We start from the raw sequence: 20,492 nt of genomic DNA, 5'->3' as shown, positions 1-20,492 counted from the left end.
CTCGGCGGAGTCCAATTCGCCGACATTTAGCCAAGCCCAGTTACTTCGGTTGATATGTCCGAATTCAATCCGGTTCCCTATGCGAGTTACGTGAAAATCGCGAGGTTTGCTTTGAAGTAGCTGATCACAATATCGCTCCGCCAACGCCGTTCGTTGCCGGGCAACTCGAGATCACCACCGATCCAGTCGGCGTGATGCTCCGAATCATAGGGCGTGGATCACGTCCTAAGGCTCGCGCGTGCGCGAAAGCCGAACGGTTCGGGGCACGGGGGTTCGGGGAGTTGCGTCAACAGCGGCAGAAGGAGTGATTGATGAGTTCATTGGCCACCGATCGTGTCGACCAATGTTCTTCGGGTGAATTCTCGGCTCAACCATTCGCGCTCTCTCCCGCGCAATCGGCCCTCTGGTACGCGCAACGCATTCGGCCCGACATTCCGCTCACCATCGCCCAGTACGTGGAGATCCACGGCGATCTGGATGTCGGCCGTCTGCTGTACGCCGTCGAGCGGTTCGGCGCGGAGACCGAGGTCGGGCATGTGCGGATGTGGGAGATCGACGGGGTGCCGTATCAGGCGGTCGATCCCACCTGGCGGCCCGGCTGGGCGCGGATCGACATGCGCGAGGAACCCGATCCGCGCGCCGCGGCCCTGGCCTGGATGAACGATCACGCCAGCTCGCCCATCGACATCGAACACGATCCGCTCACCATCAATGTGGTGCTGCGGACCGGTGATTCGGACTACATCTGGTACTCGCGCGGCCATCACATCGTCATCGACGGCTACGGCGCCATGAACGCGCTCACCCGCACCGCGGAGATCTACACCTCGCTCGAGGACCACACCGAGCCGGTCATCTCCCGCGCCACCCCGCTGTCCACCATCTACGGCGACGAGAACCGCTACCGCGAGACCAGCCGCTTCCGCAGCGACGGCGACTACTGGCGCGAACAGCTCGACGGCGTGAACGAACCCATCACCCTGGCCGCCACCAGTGTCGTCGGAGCCGGATCCGACGCGGGCCGCCGCTGTGCCACCGCGGTACTCGGCCAGCACGTGGCCGACGCCGTGCAGGCCGCCGCGAGCGCCTTCGGCTCCAACACCTCCGCGCTCTTCGTCGCCGCCCTGGCCTGCTACGTCCGCGCCGTCACCGGCAACCAGGACGTGGTGCTCTCGCTGCCGGTCTCCGCGCGCACCACCGTGGCGCTGCGCCGCTCCGCGGGCGTGGTCTCGAACGTGGTGCCGGTGCGCGTGCGCTTCGACGCTGCGGCCACCGTGGCCGACGCCGTGCGCGCGGTCGAACTCCAGATCACCGGCGCCCTGCGCCACCAGCGCTACCGCAGCGACGACATCCGCCGTGACTGCGGCTACTCCCGGGACGCCCGCGGCTTCTTCGGGCCCATGGTCAATCTCATGCTGTTCCACAGCGAGTTGAAGTTCGGCAGTCTGGTCGGCTCGCTCAACGTGCTCTCCACCGGCCCGGTCGAAGACCTGTCCATCAACCTCTACAACGGCGTCGGCAATCGCATCCACATCGACTTCGAGGCCAACCCGCGCCTGTACGGCGACGCCGAACTCACCATGCACCACGGCCGCTTCCTGGACTTCATGGAGCGCTTCCTGCACGCCGCACCCGAGCAGGTCGTCGGCGATCTGCCCGCGCTCACCGAACTCGAGCGCGAACGCGTTCTGCACGAATGGAATTCGACCCAGGTCGCCCGCCAGGAAGGCACCCTGGCCGGGCTCTTCGCCGAGCGCGCCGCACTGTCCCCGAACCGGATGGCGCTGGACTTCGAGGGCGATACCCTGACCTACGCCGCCTTCGACGACCGCGCCAATCGCCTGGCGCGCGAACTCATCTCACGCGGCGCCGGCCCCGACACCGTGGTCGCGCTGGCCATCCGCCGCAGCCACGAACTGCTCATCGGCATGTACGCCATCGTCAAGGCGGGCGCGGCCTACCTGCCGCTGGACCCCGACCATCCCGCCGACCGCGTCGCCCAGGTGCTCGACCAGGCGCGCCCGCTGTGCGTGCTCACCGCCAGCCGCGACGCCCTCGAACTGCCCGCGGGCGCACCCCGATTCGACATCGACAGCGCCGACCTGGACGACCGGTCCGGCCGCCCGGTCACCGACGCCGAACGCACCACCCCGCTGCGCCCGGACCACCTGGCGTACGTGCTGTTCACCTCCGGCTCCACCGGCAAGCCCAAGGGCGTGGGCGTGAGCCATGCCGCCATCGTGAACCGCCTGCGCTGGATGCAGCACGCCTATCCCCTCGACGCCACCGACGTCGTGCTGCAGAAGACCCCCGCCACCTTCGACGTCTCGGTGTGGGAATTCTTCTGGCCCTTGCAGATCGGCGCCCGCCTGGTCATCGCCGCCCCCGACGGGCACCGCGACCCCGGCTACCTGGCCCGGGTCATCGCCGACAAGCGGGTCACCACCGCGCACTTCGTGCCGTCCATGCTCTCGGTCTTCCTCACCGACACCGACGTGGCCGGCTGCACGAGCCTGGCCCGGGTCTTCTGCTCCGGCGAAGCCCTGCCCGCCGCCACCGTCGCCGAGTTCCACACCGCCCTGGGCACCGGCCCCGACGCACCGCAACTGCACAACCTGTACGGCCCCACCGAAGCCGCCGTCGACGTCACCGCCTGGCACTGCACCCCCGGCGCCACCGACGTGCCCATCGGTTCCCCGGTGTGGAACACCCGCACCTACGTCCTGGACACCCGGCTGCAGCCCGTCGCCCCCGGCGTCGTGGGTGAGCTCTATCTCGCGGGCGTGCAGTTGGCGCGCGGTTACCTGGGCCGCCCGGGCCTGTCCGCGGATCGATTCGTCGCCAACCCCTTCACCCCCGGCACCCGCATGTACCGCACCGGCGACCTCGTGCGCTGGCGGGCCGGGCGCACCGGCGTGCTGGAATACCTGGGCCGCAGCGACTTCCAGGTCAAGATCCGCGGTCTGCGCATCGAACTGGGGGAGATCGAGACCGCGCTGCTGAGCGATCCGCGCGTGGCCCGCGCGGTGTGCGTGGCCCGGCGCGGCCGCGGCGGCGACGAACTCGCCGCCTACGCCGTCGCCGCCCCCGGCGCCGGCCCGCTCGATCCCGCCGAACTCAGTGCCGGTCTGCGCAAGCTGCTGCCCGGCTACATGGTGCCCGCCGCGCTCATGGTGCTCGACGAACTACCACTGAGCGCCAACGGCAAGGTCGACCGCAAGGCTCTGCCCGACCCGGAGATCGCGCTGCGCCGCCCCGCGCGCGTGGCCACCGAACCGGGCACCGAGGCCGAGCGCCGGCTCGTGGCCATCTTCGCCGAAGTCCTCGGCACCGAGGACATCGGCGTCGAGGACAACTTCTTCGATCTGGGCGGCAACTCGCTCAGCGCCGCGCGCGCCATCGCCCGCGTCAACGCCGCGCTCGGCGCGGCCCTGACCATCCGCGATCTGTTCGAATACTCCACCATCAGCGCCTTGGCCGCGCGGCTCGACGCCCCGCAGCCCGAGAGCGCCACGCTCAAACTCGTGGCCGGCGCACGGCCCGAACACATTCCGCTGTCCCTGGCACAGCAGCGGCTGTGGATCCTCAACCGCTTCGCCGAGCACGCCGCCGCCTACAACATGCCGCTCGCGGTGGAACTGACCGGGCCCCTGGACATCTCGGCCCTGCGCGCCGGTCTGCTCGACGTGCTCGAACGGCACGAGAGCCTGCGCACCACCTTCCCCGACACCCCCGACGGGCCCGGCCAGGTCGTGCACCCGGCGGCGGAGATCCCGCTCACCCTCGAACCCGTCGACGCCACCGACGACGACGTGCAGCGCCTCGCCGGGGAATTCGCCGGGTACGGCTTCGATCTGCGCAGCCAGGCCCCGGTCCGGGTGGCGCTGTACAACATCGGGCCGGACAAGCACGTCTTCCTCATGGTGCTGCACCACATCAGCGGCGACGGCTGGTCCATCGCCCCGCTGACCCGCGACATCATGAGCGCGGTCGCCGCCCGCACCGCCGGCGCGGCCCCGGACTGGACGCCGCTGCCGGTGCAGTACGCCGATTTCGCGCTGTGGCAGCGCGAACTGCTCGGCGACGAGGCCGATCCCGCCAGCGCGCTGTCCAAGCAGCTGGCCTACTGGCGGGCCGCCCTGGCCGATCTGCCCGATCAGCTGGATCTGCCGCTGGACCGCCCGCGCCCGCGCCGGCGCTCCACCGACGGCGGCAGCGTCGAATTCACCATTTCCGCCGCCACCCGCAAGGCCCTGGCCGCGGTCGCCGCCGAGCGCGGGGTCAGCACCTTCATGGTCCTGCACGCGGCGCTGGCCACGGTGCTCTCGCGCCTGTGCAACACCACCGACATCGCCATCGGCACACCGATCGCGGGCCGCAGCGATCCGGCGCTGGACGAACTCGTCGGCATGTTCGTCAACACCCTCGTGCTCCGCACCCGGGTCGACCCGGCCGCCGGATTCGACCGCATGCTCGCCGAGGTCCGCGACACCGACCTCAACGCCTTCGCCAACGCCGACGTGCCCTTCGAACGGCTCGTGGACGTGGTCAACCCCGAACGCTCCGCGGCCCGGCACCCGCTGTTCCAGGTCATGCTCTCCTACGACAGCACCCCCGAACTGAGCTTCGAGCTGCCCGGGCTCAGCGCCACCGTGCTGCCCATGCAGGTCGACGTCGCCAAGTTCGACCTGCAGCTCACCGTGCACGAGCCGCTGGGCGTGAGCGCCGAGGACGCCGGACTCACCGCCGAATTCGGTTACGCCGCCGACGTTTTCGACCACGCCACGGTCGAGGCGATCGCCCGGCGCTTCGGTTCGGTCCTGGACGCGGCCGTCGCCGACCCGAGCGTGCCCGTGGGCGATCTGCCGCTGCTGGACGCCCGCGAAACCGCCAAGCTCGTGCCCATCATGGGCGCGCCCGGCGAACCCGGCACCACCCTGGCCCGGCTGCTCACCGACACCGCCGAACGCGTGCCCGACAGCGTCGCGGTCCGATTCCAGCACCGCGACACCACCTACCGCGATCTCGACGAACGCTCCAACCGCCTGGCCCGGGTGCTCATCGAGCACGGCGCCGGACCCGAGGTCGTGGTGGCCATCGCGCTGCCCCGCAGCCTGGACAGCATCCTCGCGGTGTGGTCGGTCGCCAAGACCGGCGCCGCGTACGTGCCGATCGACCCGGACTACCCGGCCGACCGCATCGCGCACATGCTCTCGGACTCCGGCGCCATGCTCGGCCTCACCGACGCGCACCACCACGCCGACATGCCCACCTGGCCCGCCAACCGCGGCCGGCACCGCAAGACCTACGTCGACTGGCTGCTGCTGGGCTCGGACGAACTCAGCGCCGAATGCGCCCGGTTCCCCGTCACCCCCGTCACCGACGCCGACCGGCACCACCCGCTGCGCACCGCCGGCCCGGCCTACCTGATCTACACCTCCGGCACCACCGGCAAACCCAAGGCCGTGGTCGTCACCAACGCCGGTCTGGCCTCGCTCGCGCACGAGCAGATGCACCTGTTCAAGGTCACCGACACCGCCCGCACCCTGCACTTCTCTTCCCCGAGCTTCGACGCCTCGGTCCTGGAACTGCTGCTGGGCTTCGCGGCGGGCGCCACCATCGTGGTCGCGCCCGCGGGCATCTACGGCGGCGTCGAACTGGCGAATCTGCTGCGCGCCGAACGCATCACGCACGCCTTCGTCACCCCGGCCGCCCTGGGCACTGTCCCCGCGGACGCGCTGCCCGAACTCGAGGCGGTCGTCGTCGGCGGCGAAGCCTGCCCCGAAGACCTGGTCCGCGTCTGGACCGACCCGCGGTCGCGGCCGCCCGAGGCGCCGCAGCGGCGCATGCACAACATGTACGGCCCCTCCGAGGCCACGGTCGCCGCCACCGCCACCGGACCCATGGTGGCCGGGCAGCCCGTGCCCATCGGCCTGCCGGTGCGCGGTATGCGCCTGTTCGTGCTCGACGGCCGACTGCACCCGGTCCCGCCGGGCGTGGCGGGCGAGCTGTACCTGTCCGGTCCCGGTCTGGCCCGCGGCTACCTGGGCAGGCACGGCCTCACCGCGCAGTCCTTCCCGGCCAACCCGCACGGCCGGCGCGGCGAACGCATGTACCGCACCGGCGATCTCGTGGTCTCCGACGCCACCGGGCAGCTGCGCTTCCTGGGCCGCGCCGACGACCAGATCAAGATCCGCGGCTTCCGCATCGAACTGCGCGAGATCGACCACGTGCTGCGCGCCCACCCGGGCATCACCTTCGCGCTCACCGTCGTGCACAACGACGAGCGCGGCGTCCCGCGCCTGGTCTCCTACCTCACCGCCGACACCGCACTCGATTCCGCGGCCGTGCTGGCCACCGCGCGCGGGCGCCTGCCCGGCTACATGGTGCCCTCGGCGCTGACCATCCTGGACACCGTCCCGGTGACCCAGTCCGGCAAGCTCGACCGAAAAGCCCTGCCCGCACCGGATTTCGGCGCCATCGCGCCCTCGCGCGCCCCCGGCACCGAGATGGAGCAGCAGGTCGCGCAGGTCTTCGGCGCGGTCCTGGGCGCGCCGATCCACGGCGCCGAGGACAACTTCTTCGACATCGGCGGCAACTCCCTGCTCGCCACCCGGCTCACCGCCGCCCTGCACCACGAGTTCGGGGTGGAACTGCCGGTCCGCGCGATCTTCGAGGCCCCCACCGTGGCCGGGGTCGCGGTCCGGCTGCAGGAGGCGCCCCGGACGCGGAAAGCGGCGCTGGCGGTGCACACCCCGCGCCCGGAGCGCATACCACTGTCCCTGCCGCAGCAGCGACTGTGGTTCCTCAATAGATATTCCCCCGAATCCAGCGCGTACAACATCGCGTTCGTGCTGCGAATCGACGGCGATCCGAACGTCGAGGCACTGCGCGCCGCTCTCACCGACCTGGTGGATCGGCACGAAGTGCTGCGCACGGTCTTCCCCGAGGACGAACAGGGCGCCTTCCAGCGCCTGCTCGAGACCGCGCACTGCCTGCCCGCACTGGACCCCATCGAAACCGACGAGACCGGTGCCCAGCACGCCCTGCGCGCGCTGGCCCGCCGCGGCTTCGATCTGACCCGCGAGATCCCGCTGCGAATGACGTTGCTGCGCACCGGCAATCGCCGGCACCTGCTCGGCATCGCGCTGCACCACATCGCCGCCGACGGCTGGTCGCTGGGCCCGCTCACCCGGGACCTGGCCATCGCCTACACCGCCCGGCACGGCGGGGCCGCCCCGGCCTGGCCGCCGCTGCCGGTGCAGTACGCGGACTTCAGCCTCTGGCAGCGCGCCTGCCTGGGCCAGGAGTCCGATCCCGAGAGCGCCGCCGCGACCCAGCTCGCGTACTGGCGCACCGCGCTCGCGGATCTGCCCGAGGAAATGCCGCTGCCCTACGACCGGCCCCGCCCGCCCGCGCCCACCCAGCGCGCCGGCGCGGTGCGCTTCGAGGTCGCCGAGGAACTGCAGCGCCGCATCGCCGAAGTGGCTCGCGCACACGGGGTCAGCGTGTTCATGGTGCTGCGCACCAGCCTGGCGGTGCTGCTGCGCACCGTCACCGGCGGGCGCGACGTCGTGATCGGCACCCCGGTCGCCGGGCGCGGGGACACCCGCCTGGACGAGCTCGTCGGCATGTTCGTCAACACCCTGATCCTGCGCTCGGACGTGGACCCCGATCGCGGGTTCGCCGAACTGCTGCAGGCCGACCGCGACACCGAACTCGCCGCCATGGCCAACGCCGAGGTGCCGTTCGAACGGGTCGTGGAGGAACTGGGCACCGGCGGCGTCCGGCCCGTCCTGCAGGTGGCGCTCACCGTGCAGGACACCCCGGTCCCCACCCTGCACCTGCCCGGACTCGCCCTGGAAGCCGACGAACTCGATATCGCGCTCGCGAAGTTCGATCTCGAACTGCGGGTGCTGCCCGGGACCGCGCCCGAACAGCGCGTGTTCGAATTCCTGTACGCCGCCGAGCTTTTCGACCAGGCCACGGTGCAGACCCTCGCCGAGCGCCTGAACCGGATCTTCGCCGCCGTCGCGGCCGACCCGCGCGTGCGGATCCGCGACATCGACGCCCGCACCGACGCCGAACGCGAACTGTTCACCCCCGCCTGGGGCCCGGCGCCCGAACCGCAGTGCAGCCTGGCGGCCTACTTCGCCGCCACCGCGCACCTGAACCCCGATCGCGACTTCGTGCAGTTCGGCGACACCGCGCTGAGCTACCTCGAATCCGACGTGTACTCGAACCGCCTGGCGCGCGCCCTCATCCGGCGCGGGCTCGGCCCGGGGGACCGGGTCGCGCTCGGGCTCACCCGCTCGGTGGAATCGGTGCTGTCGGTGCTGGCCGTCGCCAAGTCCGGCGCGGCCTTCGTCCCGGTCGATCCCAACTACCCGGCCGACCGGGTGCGGCACATGCTCACCGACTCCGGCTGCGCGGTCGGCATCAGCATGGGCGAGCACGCCGACCGGCTCTACGCCGCGGCCGGCGAGCACGCCATGGAATGGCTGCTGCTCGACGATCCCGAACTCCTGGACGAGCTCGAGGTCCTGGACGACGGCCCGATCACCGACGCCGACCGGGTCGACACCCTGTGGACCGCCGACCTGGCCTACGTCATCTACACCTCGGGCTCCACCGGAAAACCCAAGGGCGTGGCCGTCACCCACGGCGGCCTGTCCAACTTCGGCGACGAGATCCGCGACCGCATGCGGGTGGAGCGCGAATCGCGCACCATGCACTTCTCCTCGCCGAGCTTCGACGCCGCCATCTTCGACCTGCTGCTGACCATCGGCGCCGGCGCGACCATGGTCATCGTCCCGACCGACATCTACGGCGGCGACGAACTCGCCGCGCTCATGGAACGCGAGGAGATCAGCCACACCTTCCTGACCCCCGCGGCCCTGGCCACCATCGACCGCGACGCGTGGGAGCTGCCCGGCCTGCGGTCCATCGCGGTCGGCGGCGAGGCGTGCGGCCCGGAACTGGTGTCCCGCTGGGCGCCCGGCCGGTTGATGTTCAACGGCTACGGGCCCACCGAGGCCACCGTGGTCATCAGCATCGCCGGGCCGATGCAGCCCGGGGAGCCGGTCACCATCGGCACCCTGGTGCGCGGCGCCCGGGCACTGGTGCTGGACGAGCGCCTGCGGCCGGTTCCGGTCGGTGTCCCCGGCGAGCTGTACGTCGGTGGCCAGGGCGTCGCCCGCGGCTACCTGGACCGGCTCGGACTCACCGCGGCGCGGTTCGTCGCGGACCCGCACGGTCCCGCGGGCGGGCGCATGTACCGCACCGGCGACGTCGTGCGCTGGACTGCCGCGGGCGAACTGTTCTACCTCGGCCGCAGCGACCACCAGGTCAAGGTCCGCGGCTTCCGCATCGAACTCGGCGAGATCGACGCCGTGCTCACCGCGCATCCCGCGATCCACTTCGCGCACACCGAGGTACGCGAGATGGCGGGCACGGCACGCATCGTCTCGTTCGTGCTGCCCGCCCAGCCGGGCGGCGCGGTCGACCCGGACGCGCTGCGTGCGCACTGCGCCGATCGCCTGCCCGCGCACATGGTGCCCGGCTCGCTCACCGTGCTCGAGCGCATTCCGCTGACCCCGGTCGGCAAACTCGATCGCGACGCGCTGCCCGAACCGCAGGCCGTGGTCGCCGTCGTGTCCCGCGCACCCGAGACCGAGACCGAACTCCTGGTCGCGGGCATCATGGGCGACCTGGTCGGGGCCGAACAGCTCGGCGCCGACGACAGCTTCTTCGAGATCGGCGGAAACTCGCTGCTGGCAACCCAATTGGTGGCCCGGCTGGCCGCGGCCACCGGCGTCCGGCTCGAGGTGCGCGCGCTGTTCGCCGCACCCACCGTCGCCGGACTCGCCCAGGCGCTGGACAGCGGACCCGCCACCACCGAACTGCGGCCCGAACCGCACCGGCGGGTACGGCCCGAACGGATTCCGCTGTCCGCCGCCCAGCGCAGGCTCTGGTTCCTGGAGAAGTTCAACGCCACCGGGGAAGCACTGGGCGCGTACAACATTCCGGTCGCCCTGCGCCTGAGCGGTGAGCTGAACGTGCAGGCCCTGCACGCGGCGCTGCACGCGGTCCAGCGCAGGCACGAAACCCTGCGCACGGTCTTCCCCGAACTCGACGGCGAACCCCGCCAGCACGTGCTGGACGCGGCGGAGGCGGCGATCTCGCTGCCGCTGCGCACCATCCCCGCGCCCGAGGTGACCGCCGAGGTGCGCCGGGTGGCCGCCGCCGGATTCGACCTGGGCGCCACCGTTCCGGTGCGCGCGGCCCTGCTGCGCCTGACCGGCGTCGACAGCGCCACCGCCGAACACGTCCTGGTCCTGGTCGTGCACCACATCGCCATGGACGGCTGGTCCCTGCAACCGCTCGCCGCCGACGTGGCCGCGGCCTACCGGTCCTACGCCGGCGGCCGCGAACCCGACTGGCCCGAATTGCCCATCCAGTACGCCGATTACACGCTCTGGCAACAGGACGTGCTCGGCGCGGAGACCGAGGCGGACTCGGTCATCAGCCGCCAGCTCGACTACTGGCGCGGCGCCCTGGCCGGCATCCCGGAACTGCTCTCGGTACCGGCCGACCGCCCGCGCCCGCCGGTGCCCAGCTACCGCGGCGGCACCGTCACCTGCACCCTCGACGCGTTCACGCATCGCGAATTGCAGGCCCTGGCCGCCGAACACGGCGTGACCATGTTCATGGTGCTGCACGCCGCCCTGGTGGCCCTGCTGCACCGGGTCACCGCCGATGACGACATCACCGTCGGCACGCCCATTGCCGGGCGCGGGCACCCGGCCCTGGACCGCATGATCGGCATGTTCGTCGGCACCCTGGTGCTGCGCACCCGCCTGGACTCCGGCGCCGCCTTCGGTGACCTGCTGCGCGCGGTCCGCGACACCGACCTGGAAGCCTTCGCCCACGCCGACGTCCCGTTCGAGCGGCTGGTCGAGGTCCTGAATCCGGTGCGCTCGCAGGCACACCACCCGATGTTCCAGGTCATGCTCTCGGTGCAGAACCAGCCCGTCCGGGTCCTGGAACTGCCCGGGCTGCGCATCGAGGCCGACGACGCCGATCCCGGCATCGCCAAATTCGATCTGCAGTTCACCCTCACCGAATCCTGGACCCCGGGCCGCGAACCCGACGGCATCACCGTCTCGGTCGACTACGCCGCCGACCTGTTCGAGCACGCCACCGCCCAGCGCCTGGCCGATCGCTTCGTCCGCCTGCTGGGCGCGGCCGCGGCCGCCCCCGGCACCGCGGTCGGCGACCTCGAACTCCTGGACGCCGCCGAATGGACCGCGCTCGCCCCGGTCCGCGGTGTCGAAGCCGGTGTGCCCGTGACCTTCCCGGAGGTCTTCACGGCCGCCGCCGACCGCAACCGCCAGGCCGTGGCGGTGCGGGCGGGCGGCACACAGATCTCCTACGACGCCCTGGACCGCTGGACCAACCGGCTCGCCCGGGTGCTCATCGGCTACGGCGTCGGCCCGGAAACCCTGGTCGCCATGGGCATTCCGCGCTCGGCCGAGTCGGTGGCGGTCACGCTGGCCATCGCCAAGGCCGGCGCGGCGTTCGTGCCGGTCGATCCCACCTACCCGGCCCAGCGCATCAGCCACATGCTCACCGATTCCGGTGCGGCCATCGGCATCACGCTCGCCAAGCATCGCGAGCGCATGCCCGACGGCGCGAACTGGACCGTGCTGGACGCACCGTCCTTCCGCCGCCGGGTGCTGGCCGCCGCGGACACCACGATCCGCGACGACGAGCGCCTGCGCCCGCTGCGCATGGAGAACCCGGCCTACGTCATCTACACCTCGGGCTCCACCGGCGTCCCCAAGGGCGTGGTCGTCACCCACGGCGGCCTGTCCAACTTCGCCGCCGAGACCGCCCAGCGCTTCGAGGTCGGCCCCGGCTGCCGCGTACTGCACTTCGCCACACCGAGTTTCGACGCCGCCATGCTCGATCTGCTGTTCGCGCTCGGCGGCGCCGCGACCCTGGTCATCGCCCCGCCCGGGGTCGTCGGCGGCGACGAGCTGGGCGCGGTGTTCGCCGAGGAGGGCATCACCCACGCCTTCATCACCACCTCGGCGCTGGGCACCGTCGACCCGACCGGCATCACCGCGCTGCGGCACGTGCTGGTCGGCGGCGAGGCGCTGCCCCCGGACCTGGTCACCCGCTGGGCCCCGGGCCGCAACCTCTACAACGTGTACGGGCCCACCGAGACCACCATCGTCACCCTGATGTCCCAGCCCATGACACCGGGCGGGCCCATCACCATCGGCGGGCCCATCCGCGGCGTGCAGGCCACCGTCCTGGACGGGCGCCTGCACCCGGTGCCCGGCGGCGTGACCGGTGAGCTCCAGCTGGCGGGCACGGCGCTGGCGCGCGGCTACCTGAACCGGCCCGGACTCACCGCGCAGCGCTTCGTCGCCAACCCCTTCGGCAAGCCCGGCGAACGCATGTACCGCACCGGCGATCTGGTCCGCTGGGCCGAGAAGGCCGGGCGGGCGGCGAATCTGGAATACGTGGGCCGCACCGACCACCAGGTCAAGATCCGCGGCTTCCGCATCGAACTCGGCGAGATCGACGCGGCCATGGCCACCCACCCCGCGGTCGAGTTCACCACCACCATCGGGCATCGCACCGCCGCCGGCGCCACCGCGCTGGTGTCGTACGTGAAGCCGCGCGCGGGCAGTGCGCCCGCGGTGGCCGAACTGCTCGCCCACGTGGCCGAGCGGGTGCCCAATTACATGGTCCCGCAGTCGATCATGCTGCTGGACCGGGTCCCGCTGTCCCCGGTGGGCAAGCTCGACCGCGCGGCGCTGCCCGAGCCGGTGTTCACCGCCGGCGAGGGGTACCGGGCGCCGGGCACCCCGACCGAGGCGGCGCTGTGCGCGGCCTTCGCCGAGGTGCTCGGGATCGAACGCGTCGGCGCGGACGACGGCTTCTTCGAACTCGGCGGCAACTCGCTGCTCGCGACCAAGGTGGTCGCGCAGCTGCGGGCCGCCGGCATCGACCTGCCGGTGCAGGCCATGTTCGGGGACTCCACCCCCGCGGCCATCGCGCGCCGGCTCGCCGACGCCGACGGCGACACCGGGGCGGCGCTGGCCGCGGCCCTGCAGCCGGTGCTGCCGCTGCGCCCGCTCACCGATTCGGCCCTGCCGCCGCTGTTCTGCCTGCACCCGGCGATCGGCCTCGCCTGGTGCTTCGCCGGGCTGCTCGCGCACATCCCGGGGGAGCGGGCGGTCTACGGCCTGCAGGCCCCGCACGTGTCCCGCGATCCCGAACACGCGAACCTGCAGCACTCCAGCATCGAAGAAGCCGCGAAATACTATGTGGCACAAATCAAATCGGTGCAGCCCTACGGGCCGTACCACGTGCTGGGCTGGTCGCTGGGCGGACTGCTCGCCCACGAGGTCGGCGTGCAGTTGCAGGAGCTGGGCGACCGGGTCGCGCTGCTGGGCATGATGGACAGCTACCAGCTCTCGGACCGGTGGCTCGAGGACGCGGTGCCCAGCGTCGCGGACATCATCGGCGAATTCGGCAGCGACCTGCTCGGCGACACCGACATCGATCCGCGCCTGACCCTGCCCGAAGCGGCCGAGCTGCTGCGCAATCGGCCGGGCCCGTTCGCGGCGCTCACCGTCGATCACCTGGAACGGCTCTACACCGGATACGCCAACGGCGCGGTACTGGCCCACGGCTTCCGGCCCGGCGTCTTCGACGGCGACGTGCTCTTCTTCACCGCCGCCGACGACGAGATCAACCGTGCGGACCCCGCCCGCAGCGCCGCGAGCTGGGAACCGTACGCCACCGGCACCGTGCACGATCACCTCGTGCGCTGCCGGCACGCGGGCATGACCACGCCCGAATCACTCGCCGCCATCGGACCGGTGCTGCGAGAACACCTGGCGGCGAGTCACTCTCGCACCGAGCGGGAGGAAGCCCGATGAGCCTGGCAGTGGAAGTCAGCGGACTGGTCAAGTACTACGGCAAGGTGCGGGTGCTGGACGGGATCGACCTCGAGATCCCGTCCGGCACCGTGATGGGCCTGCTCGGCCCCAACGGGGCGGGCAAGACCACCACGGTCCGCATCGTCACGACGCTGCTGCGGCCCAGCAAGGGCTCGGTCCGCGTCACCGGGATCGACGTCCTCGACGATCCGGCCCGCGCCCGCACCCGGCTCGGCCTGTCCGGGCAGTACGCGGCCGTGGACGCCAACCTCACCGGTTTCGAGAACCTGCGCATGGTCGCCCGGCTGTACGGCATGAGCCAGAAACAGGCCGGGGTCCGCGCCACCGAACTGCTCACCGCGCTCGGCCTCGACCATGCGGCCGGACGGCTGGCGGGCACCTACTCCGGCGGCATGGCCCGCCGGCTCGATCTGGCCGGCGCGCTGGTGCGCCGGCCCCCGGTGGTGGTCCTGGACGAGCCCACCACCGGGCTCGACCCGCGTGGACGGCTCGACATGTGGCGCGTCATCGGCGACCTCGTCGACGACGGCACCACCGTGCTGCTCACCACCCAGTACCTGGAAGAAGCCGACCTGCTCGCCGACCGCATCACCGTCATCGACCGCGGGCGCGTGATCGCCCGCGGTTCGGCGGACGAGCTCAAGACCTCGATCGGCGGCGACCGGCTCACGGTCACCCTGGCACCCGGCCAGGACCCCAAACCGGCCATGCAGGTGCTCTCGGGGGTCGGGATCGGCGAACCCGGGTACGACGCCGACGCGGTCACCATCGTGGTCGGCGACGGCACCCGCACCATGGTCGAGGCGCTGCGCCGGCTCGACGACGCCGGCATCTGCGTCGTCGACGCCGCCGTGCACCGTCCCAGCCTGGACGACGTATTCCTTTCTCTCACCGGCAAATCCGCCGAACGCAAAGCACCCGTCCGCTCCGTCGACACCGTGCAAGAGGAGATCCTGTCGTGACCGCCCTGAACGACGCCCCCGCGCCCCCCGCGGACGCGTCCACGCGGGACCGCGCCCCCGGTACCGCATCCGAGTCATTCATGGCCCTGCCCCGCGTCTTTCGCGACAGCGCCATCGTCGCCTACCGCAACCTGCTGACCATCCTGCGCGTGCCGACCCTGCTGGTGACCGCGACCATCCAGCCGCTGATGTTCGTGTTCCTGTTCGCCTACGTCTTCGGCGCGTCCCTGGGCGGCGGGCAGTACCGCGAATTCCTGCTGGCCGGAATCTTCACCCAGACGGTGGCCTTCAATGCCGCCTTCACCACGGTCGGCCTTGCCAACGACCTGCACAAGGGCATCATCGACCGCATGCGCACGCTGCCCATGTCCCGGCTGGCGGTGCTCATGGGCCGCACGCTCTCGGACCTGGTGGTCAACATCCTCGCGCTCTCGGTCATGGTCGGCTGCGGCTACGCGGTGGGCTGGCGCATCAACGGCGGCATCCTGGACGCGGTCCTGGCGTTCGGTGTGATCCTGCTGTTCGCGTTCGCCATGTCGTGGGTGGGCGCGCTGACCGGGCTCATGTCACCGAGCGTCGAGGTCGCCCAGAGCGCGGGCCTGATCTGGCTGTTCCCGCTGACCTTCATCTCCTCGGCCTTCATCTCCGGGGAGAGCCTGCCCGGACCGCTGCGGGTGATCGCGGAGTGGAATCCCATCACCGCGGTCGCCGCGGCCGGGCGCAAGCTCTTCGACAACGGCGCCCCGCCCACCTTCGTGCCCGCCGACGGCTGGCCCGCCGATCACTGCGTCGAGTACGCCATCTTGTGCTCGCTGGCCATTCTGGCGGTCGCGGTGCCGATGTCGCTGCTGCAGTACCGCAAGGTCGCCTCGCACTGAGAACGGTTCCCGTTCGCACGAGAACGGTTCCCGGCCACTGCCTCCGGGCCGCCCACCCGGCCCGGACGCAGCGAAGAGCCCCGCACCCGAATTCGGGTGCGGGGCTCTGTTGTTCACGCTGTCGTCGGTCACGCTGTCGTATCGAGCACCGGGGTGCCCGACGACGCTGGACTACGCGCGGCGGCGGCTCTTGATCAGATCCATCCGCTCCTGCAGCAGCTCCTCGAGCTCTTCCTTGCTGCGGCGCTCCAGCAGCATGTCCCAGTGGGTGCGCGGCGGCTTGACCTTCTTGGGCTCGACCGTGGTGCCCTCGAGCAGAATGCCTTCCTGGCCGTTGCGGCACAGCCAGGTCGGGGGGATCTCGGCGTCGTCCGCGAACGGCACGTCGAATTCCTCGCCGTTCTCGGTCCGGTACTTCGCCATCCGACGCGGCGCGAGGTCGTGGTCGCGGTCGGTCTCGTAGCTCACCGCTCCGAGTCGACTGCCCCGGAGTACGCGATCTGCCATGAGTGCGGTCCCTTCTCGCCTAGCGGCAACGTTCTACTTAGTGTCCCGTCTCTGCTCAACGCTCGGACGTGACCTTCGGTTCCCGTGGAGAGAACCCGACCATTCTACCGGTTCGGCGGTACCGCTTTCGTTCGGCGTGCCCACCACCCGGTCGGGGTGCGGAACCATTAATGTTCCGGACCATGTTGCGCCACCGCATGCCCTGCCAATGGTGTGGCAGGGAGATCGCCGATTCGGAGATCGGCCGCCGTCGGCGCTATTGCCGGCAATCCTGTCGCCAGCGTGCCTACGAGCATCGAAACAGCGTGAAGGGCACGGGCATTCCCGAGGACTCGGTGGTGCTCTCGGCCCAGGAGGTCGCGGACCTGTCCGATCGGTGGTTCGCGGCGCGCTGTGCCGCGGAGGATGTGGCCACCGCGGTGCAGGAGGGGGCCGACCATCGCGAACTGGCCGATCTCACCGAGACATTGGTGCGGTTGACGCGGGACGCCGAGCGCCTGCGCTGAGTACGACCGGATCGGCCGCCGCGCGGCCGTGTACGCGATAAACCAGTCCGATACCCGCCGCGGTGACCGCCGCGACCACACCCAGAGCGGTGGCGGTCGCGGCATCGGGATCGAGCAGGGGCTGACCGCGCAGCGCCTGCCAGGCCGATACACCCAGTAGCCCGGCATAGCCCAGGGCCAGGACCCACACGAGATCGGCGCGCGCGCGTTCGCGGCGCAGCCACGGGATCCGCGGGGCCAGTTTCGCCAGCACGACCGCGAGCACGATCAGCAGTTGGATGCCGTGCAATCCGAGGAAGTGCGGGATGCGCAGATCGCCGCCGTTGGTGCTCCAGTGCGTGATCGGCATGGTGTCGACCCCGTCGCGCAGGACCGGCTGATCGGAGCCGCTGATCACGGTGTGCCCGGCGGCCAGGGGGATCGGGTTGCCGTAGGCGTCGGTGGCCTGCTGCTTGCCGGTGAAGCCCATGAGATAGCCCAGCGCCATACCCGCCACGGCCAGGGCCAGGCCCAGGTGGATCGCCCGCGAGGTGGGCCGGTCGGTGACGCGCTGCCACGAAAGCGCCAGTGCGATGACCAGATTCGCGGCGAACAGGCCCGGCACGCCGGAGGCGAACACCATTTGCCCGATGTTGTTCCAGGCGTCGTCCTCGTTGCTGAAATGGCTGAAGGTGCCGCGAGCGGCCTGGGTGACGATGAAACCGACGTCGACGACGGCGGTCGCGGCGAAGATCGCGCCCATCCACCAGGTCAGGCGCTGTCCGCGATGCGGGAATGCCAGCAGCCAGGTCAGGGTGCCGGTGTAGAGCGCGAACGCGAACGCGAACTTGAGCGGTTTGAGCCACACCGATTCCCCGAGCAGCTGCCGGTCGTCGATTGCCATGGCGCACAGGCAGAACAGGGCCAGCACGGTCATGGCGGCGGTGGTGAACAGCAGGGGCCGATGGAACCGGCGTGCGGTGGAAACGGGCGCGGTGGTCATGTCGCCGACGGTAGGAGCGCGGGGCCGCACGCCACCTCACCCGGCGGTGGGGTCGGCACGTAGTACCGCGGTAGGGGTCCGCGCCCAGGCACGGTCGTGAAAACCACGCGGGGACACCGCGATCGGCGCGACCCGGGCCCCGGACCTCGGGGCCGACCGGAGTATCTGGTCCGCGTCATCGGCCGGGTACCGCGAATCTCGGTAGCCGGCACCGCCGCGCGGACCGGGCGCGGCGGTGCGCGGGAGTGCCGGGTGTGGTCGGGCCGATTCGGCCGCGCGGCCCCAGCCCGGTCACGGACACCGGCACGGCCACGACTTCGTTGTCGCGATGGAGCTCACCGCGCCGCGTGCGGTTCCTCGGGAACGGGGATCAGTGGATCGGGTTCCGGTGACGACGCCGCGGCGGGTGGGACGCGCGAGTTCGCATGGTCCGTGGTGACCGGACCGGCGGGTGCCCGGCTTGACCCTCACGCGGCGTGAGGCCGCAGGCTGGCCGTATGAGCGACACCTTCCCCGCCTTCGATATCAGTCCCGTTCCCGTCCCGAGCCCGGACGCGGCGCCGCCCGCGCTGTTCCGCGGGCTGTACGGCATGCCCATGTTCGTCACGATCCCGGTCGCCGACCTGTCCCTCTCGGTCGATTTCTGGGTGCGCGGGCTCGGGTTCTTCGATCTGTTCACCGTGCCCGGGCAGCTCACGCATCTGCGGCGGTGGGCGTTCCAGGACGTGCTGCTGGTGCCCGGCGCGGCGGGTCCTTCGGCGATGACGGTGAGCTTCTCGTGCGTGCTGAGCCAGCTCGAGGAGATCGCGGCCGCGTGCGAAGGGCTGGCGCCCGGGTGCACGACCGGACCGCGGGCCATGCCGTGGAATTCGGTCGAGCTCGAGGTCCGCACACCCGAGGACGCTCGCGTCATCGTGACCGGGGCGCGGCCGTACGATCCGGACAGTGCCGAAGCCGAACACCTGCGAGCGATGGGAATCGACGGGCCCGATGCATCCGCTGCCCGATGACGAGCTGACCGTAGGTGCGGTGGCGGCCAGTCTGGGCGTCACCGTGCGGGCGCTGCACCACTGGGACGCCATAGGCCTGGTGTGCCCTTCCGAGCGCTCGGAGGCGGGCTACCGGCTCTACACGGCAGCCGACGTGGCCCGCGCGCACCGGGTGCTGATCTACCGGGAGCTGGGCGTGCCGCTCACCGATATCGGGCCGATGCTGGACACCCCGGGCTCCGACGCTCTGGGCGTGCTGCGTCGTCAGCGCGATCAGATCCGGGAACGAGTGGCCGAACTCGAGACCACGGGTGCGGCCTTGGATCGCTTGATCCGGGCGCGGGAATCGGGCCCGCTGCTCTCGGCCGCCGAGCAACGAGAGATCTTCGGCCCCGAGTGGGAGCCGGACCATGTCGCCCGCGCCGGGCAGCGCTGGGGAGAGACGGCCCAGTGGGCGCAGTACGCCGAACGCGCGGCCGACCGCACCCCCGCGCAGTGGCGGGCGGTCGCTGCTGCCCTGGACGAGCTGCACGCCGCGCTGGCGGCGGCCTGCCACGCGGGCGCGACCCCGGGCAGCCCCGAGGCCGACGCGCTGGCCGAACGCCACCGCGCCTCGATGGCGGTCTATTTCGACTGCTCGCACGCGATGCAGGTGTGTCTGGGCCGCACCTATGTCGAGGAACCCGGCTACCGGGCCTTCTACGACGGCCTGGCCCCGGGGCTGGCGGGCTGGCTGCGCGCGATCATCGACGCCAACGCCCGCGCGCACGGCGTCGATCCCGACACCGCGACCTGGGACTGACTCGCCCGGGGTCGAGTTCGGCGGTGCTGTTACGGACCGATACCCGCGAAGGTGGCGGTGTCATCGAGTCCGGATGCCCCGGCCGAATTGTGTTCGGCGCCTGGGAAATACGACGACACCGGCGCGGGAACCCCTCATCGATTCCCGGGCCGGTGTCGGCGGTCGTGCTGTTCAGGTGTGGCCGTGCGGGTCTCAGTCGACCGGCACGCCGACGTCGATGCCGCGGGCGGCGAGCCAGGGCATGGGGTCGATCGGGGCGCCGGGGGAGGTGTGCACCTCGTAGTGCAGGTGGGGGCCGGTGGAGTAGCCGCGGCTGCCGACGGTGGCGATGTCGTCACCGGCGCGGACCTGCTGGCCGGGGGCGACCAGGATGTCCTGCATGTGGCCGTAGACGCCGATGGTGCCGTCGTCCTGCTGGATGCGGACCCACAGGCCGAAGCCCGAGGCCGGGCCGGCTTCGATCACGGTGCCGTCGGTGACGGCCTTGATCGGCGCGCCGAAGCCGTCACCGAAGTCGATGCCGTTGTGCGCGGCGCCCCAGCGCTGGCCGAAGCCGGAGGTGAGCGGACCGGCGACCGGGCGCACGGTGCGCGGGCGGTTCTGCTCCTGCTGCTGCTGGATGCCGAGGTTGTGCAGGAAGTCGGTGACCTCCGGCGGCACGTTCTGCGGCATCTGGGCTTCCCACGGGGTGAACGCGGTGAAGTCGGCCTTCTGCACGCCGGGGATTTCGGCCGAGACGAGGCCGGGCGCGGAGTCGGACAGTACGGTGGAAGCGTTAGCGGAGAGTTGGCCCGCGGAAGCGACGGCGGTGTCCTGGTCGGCGGCGGCGACAACTCCGAGTGCGGAGCCGACGACTGCGGTAACGGCCACTGCACGAGTTGCGG

The 20,492-nt window shown here is 71.3% G+C and carries 9 protein-coding genes; 6 read left to right on the top strand and 3 right to left on the bottom strand.

Features of this window, described 5'->3' with window-relative positions; translation table 11 throughout:
- The first annotated feature begins 311 nt into the window (after positions 1 to 311).
- The 3 genes from ACFVBH_RS19200 (at position 312) to ACFVBH_RS19190 (ending at position 15,822) form a co-directional block, all read left to right on the top strand.
- On the top strand, positions 312 to 13,961 hold the full coding sequence (locus ACFVBH_RS19200; RefSeq protein WP_379003013.1) for an amino acid adenylation domain-containing protein: 13,650 nt from the start codon (positions 312 to 314) through the stop codon (positions 13,959 to 13,961).
- Complete coding sequence (locus tag ACFVBH_RS19195) at positions 13,958 to 14,944, top strand: ATP-binding cassette domain-containing protein (RefSeq protein WP_354988744.1); 987 nt, start codon at positions 13,958 to 13,960, stop codon at positions 14,942 to 14,944. The genes ACFVBH_RS19200 and ACFVBH_RS19195 overlap by 4 nt, the downstream gene beginning before the upstream one ends.
- A gap of 80 nt (positions 14,945 to 15,024) precedes the next feature.
- Positions 15,025 to 15,822 carry an ABC transporter permease gene (locus tag ACFVBH_RS19190; protein WP_354988765.1) on the top strand — a complete coding sequence of 266 codons (798 nt, stop codon included), beginning with the start codon at positions 15,025 to 15,027 and terminating at the stop codon, positions 15,820 to 15,822.
- Positions 15,823 to 15,993: 171 nt separating this feature from the next.
- Here the strand turns inward: ACFVBH_RS19190 and ACFVBH_RS19185 are convergent, their stop codons facing one another.
- Complete coding sequence (locus tag ACFVBH_RS19185) at positions 15,994 to 16,329, bottom strand: RNA polymerase-binding protein RbpA (RefSeq protein ID WP_354988743.1); 336 nt, start codon at positions 16,327 to 16,329, stop codon at positions 15,994 to 15,996.
- Between the two features lie 182 nt (positions 16,330 to 16,511).
- On the opposite strand from ACFVBH_RS19185, the gene ACFVBH_RS19180 reads away from it, so the two are divergent.
- Positions 16,512 to 16,835, top strand: coding sequence for a hypothetical protein (locus ACFVBH_RS19180; protein ID WP_354988742.1), 324 nt, complete (start codon positions 16,512 to 16,514; stop codon positions 16,833 to 16,835).
- On the opposite strand, the gene ACFVBH_RS19175 is transcribed toward ACFVBH_RS19180, so the two are convergent.
- The gene (locus ACFVBH_RS19175) at positions 16,786 to 17,817 is read right to left on the bottom strand and encodes a hypothetical protein (RefSeq protein WP_379003010.1); all 1,032 of its coding nucleotides are present in this window, start codon (positions 17,815 to 17,817) and stop codon (positions 16,786 to 16,788) included. The genes ACFVBH_RS19180 and ACFVBH_RS19175 overlap by 50 nt on opposite strands.
- Before the next feature lie 497 nt (positions 17,818 to 18,314).
- Between ACFVBH_RS19175 and ACFVBH_RS19170 the strand changes: the two genes are divergently transcribed.
- Positions 18,315 to 18,827: a VOC family protein gene (locus tag ACFVBH_RS19170; RefSeq protein ID WP_379003008.1), complete on the top strand. Its 513-nt coding sequence runs from the start codon at positions 18,315 to 18,317 to the stop codon at positions 18,825 to 18,827.
- A complete protein-coding gene (locus ACFVBH_RS19165) occupies positions 18,763 to 19,608 on the top strand; it encodes a MerR family transcriptional regulator (RefSeq protein WP_379003006.1) in 846 nt (281 codons plus the stop codon). The genes ACFVBH_RS19170 and ACFVBH_RS19165 overlap by 65 nt, the downstream gene beginning before the upstream one ends.
- 192 nt (positions 19,609 to 19,800) lie before the next feature.
- On the opposite strand, the gene ACFVBH_RS19160 is transcribed toward ACFVBH_RS19165, so the two are convergent.
- Positions 19,801 to 20,478, bottom strand: coding sequence for a M23 family metallopeptidase (locus tag ACFVBH_RS19160; RefSeq protein ID WP_379003004.1), 678 nt, complete (start codon positions 20,476 to 20,478; stop codon positions 19,801 to 19,803).
- Positions 20,479 to 20,492 lie beyond the last annotated feature (14 nt).

The sequence above is a fragment of the Nocardia sp. NPDC057668 genome, from assembly GCF_042799795.1.
GTDB lineage: Bacteria > Actinomycetota > Actinomycetes > Mycobacteriales > Mycobacteriaceae > Nocardia.
Note: the sequence above shows the minus strand (reverse complement) of the source record. Positions and strands in the feature narration are given on the sequence as shown.

Excerpts from the sequence above, each read along its gene's own strand:
- ACFVBH_RS19195 (WP_354988744.1), top strand. The coding sequence starts at position 13,958 with ATGAGCCTGGCAGTGGAAGTCAGCGGACTGGTCAAGTACTACGGCAAG.
- ACFVBH_RS19175 (WP_379003010.1), bottom strand. The coding sequence starts at position 17,817 with ATGACCACCGCGCCCGTTTCCACCGCACGCCGGTTCCATCGGCCCCTG.
- ACFVBH_RS19170 (WP_379003008.1), top strand. The coding sequence starts at position 18,315 with ATGAGCGACACCTTCCCCGCCTTCGATATCAGTCCCGTTCCCGTCCCG.
- ACFVBH_RS19185 (WP_354988743.1), bottom strand. The coding sequence starts at position 16,329 with ATGGCAGATCGCGTACTCCGGGGCAGTCGACTCGGAGCGGTGAGCTAC.
- ACFVBH_RS19180 (WP_354988742.1), top strand. The coding sequence starts at position 16,512 with ATGTTGCGCCACCGCATGCCCTGCCAATGGTGTGGCAGGGAGATCGCC.
- ACFVBH_RS19200 (WP_379003013.1), top strand. The coding sequence starts at position 312 with ATGAGTTCATTGGCCACCGATCGTGTCGACCAATGTTCTTCGGGTGAA.
- ACFVBH_RS19190 (WP_354988765.1), top strand. The coding sequence starts at position 15,025 with ATGGCCCTGCCCCGCGTCTTTCGCGACAGCGCCATCGTCGCCTACCGC.